Genomic DNA, 2,298 nt, shown 5'->3' on the forward strand with positions numbered 1-2,298 from the left:
AGAGGGATCGTCTAAGGCTAAAGGTAAGAGAGGCAAGAAAGGTAGGGGAGAGTAATAAGAAAGAATATATAAAATAAGGGGAGGAGTGTAAGGTGGACTTCTCCTTTTATAAGGTTTTATGAACTTTATAGTTTTACATAGTTGTATTCTTTTCTAATCATTGCTATTGTAAATTTACAAATTTTATAGCTCTTATTTTTTTCTATCTCTTTTTTTATTATAAATTTTGCAGACTTTGAAATTTTAACTTTTGTACTTTTTTCTCGGCTTTACCTTCATCTTATTTCGTGTTTGATTTATTTGGCTTTAAATTTATAGGTTACTTCGGGGGTAAAATTTAAACAAGTTCGCGCGAGCAAACGAATGTAGTACAAATTTTATTATTCTGCGCAGTTTGCTGCATGCACTGCATAAATTTCACTTTGCAGTCTCTGCCTGTATTCCATGAGTTTTACGCGTTCGCCTTTAACGCTTAATTAAGACTATTTTTTAGAACGATTATACTCAGAATTAACATAAAAATAACCAGAATTTAAGGCAAGCACCATCATAACAACAAAGAGAAACAAAAAGAGCGATTAAAAGATAAAATAGATTAAGTGGTGGTTAGAGGCAGAATCGAACTGCCGACACGCAGATTTTCAGTCTGCTGCTCTACCGACTGAGCTATCCAACCACCGAAAAAGAAGAGTAATTTTAGCCATGCAATACTTAAATCTCGGTTAAAATCCTCGATTCTCGCTATATTTTTGCACGTTATGCTCGAAAACGGTCAAATTTACTCAGTTAAAATTTTCTAAATTTCAGTAGCGAAAATATTGCTTGCGCAGTAATTTGCAATAATCAAAATAGGCTATCGATCTAAAAAAACAAAGTGATGTGAAATTTTATTATTTGGCCGACTTCAAATTATATGCTTGGTTTTGGGCTATGCAAAGTAGATAAATTTGCGCGTATAACGGACAGTCGGGAGCGATTGGTTAAATTTAGCATCAAAAATCCACACTTTGTCAAACTTATTAACGGCATCTTTATAGGCATTGCGCTAAAGCCGATAATGCGACGTTGCGATGCATGTTTCAGCTAGATTTACTTAGATATATCCGCGCAGCAGAAGCGTTTAAATTTTAAAATGCGACTGCAAATTGTATTAAAAAGCCCAGCTCGATCTGGCTAACCTCGATAGGCCTATTTATCCAAGCTGCGCGACCTGTTTTTTAAATAGCTCGCCGCGTTCAGCGTAGCTTTTAAATTGATCCAAACTGGCACATGCAGGGCTTAACAGCGCTATTTCGCTTGCGAAATTTACGAAATTCTTAAAATCCACAGAATTTTTAGAATTCTGCGAACCTAAAGTGCCGCCACTGCTCGCGTTCATGCAAGAGCTCGCGCTTTCTGTAGTCGAAATTTTATCCTGCATTAAATTTCCCACGGAATTCTCGCCGCCTAAGCGTCCTTTTGAAATTTCATTTTCGCAAAAATTTTCTCCGTTTAAATACCGTTTCGAAATTTCGCTCACCGCGGTTTGTAAAATTTCGCAGCGCACGCAAGGAAGATTGTATTCATCGCATAAAAGCACGATTTTATCGGTATTTGAGCCGATCGCGTAAATTTGCAGATCGTATTTTTTAAACTCCGCAAAAAGCGGGTGCAGATCCACGCCTTTATCGTCGCCGCCTAGGATCAGATGTATTTTGCGTCCCGCGTAACGCTTTAGCGCCTGCGCGCACGCATCGATGTTGGTGGCCTTCGTGTCATTGACCCAGACCCTGCCGCGCGCGTCGGTAAACTCCTCTAGCTTATTGCCTTCGATCACGAAGTCGTTTAGTCGCATGGCGTCGCATCTGTCGAATAAAATTTTCTCCACGCACAGCGCCAAAAGCGCGTCGATCAAAAACGGCGTGCGGAATTTTATCTCGCCTAAATCGATGCCGAATTTTTGCGCCAGATCCGCTTCATTCTCGTAGCAGATCACGCGAGCTAGGCTGTTTTGCGCGGCAGCGGAGCTTTCGTAGGCGCGCGGGATCAGCGCCACGGAGCCTTCGCGCATCGCTAGCAGCGGCGAGAGTTTAGCGCGCTCATACTCCGCGAAATCGCCGTGCCAGCTAAGATGATCGGGCGTGATCGCAAGCAGCACGTAGATGTCGGGGCGCGCGTGTTTGGTGTAGTGCAGCGTAAACGAGCTCGTCTCCAGCACCCAAATTTTGGCACTTTTATCAAGCTTTGCGAGTGGAACGCCCACGTTGCCGCCCATTTGCGAGCCGTATCGCTCGAGCAGGTGCTGCATCATCTTCGTCG

1 protein-coding gene and 1 tRNA gene are annotated in these 2,298 nt (G+C 42.4%); both read right to left on the minus strand.

The window, feature by feature from the left end; translation table 11 throughout:
• Nucleotides 1–600 precede the first annotated feature (600 nt).
• A tRNA-Phe gene (locus Q0236_RS12675) sits at nucleotides 601–676 on the minus strand.
• Nucleotides 677–1,192: 516 nt separating this feature from the next.
• A partial coding sequence (locus tag Q0236_RS12680; protein WP_297918746.1) for a Mur ligase family protein occupies nucleotides 1,193–2,298 on the minus strand: 1,106 nt, incomplete at its 5' end.

This window comes from uncultured Campylobacter sp., from assembly GCF_938031315.1.
GTDB lineage: Bacteria > Campylobacterota > Campylobacteria > Campylobacterales > Campylobacteraceae > Campylobacter_B.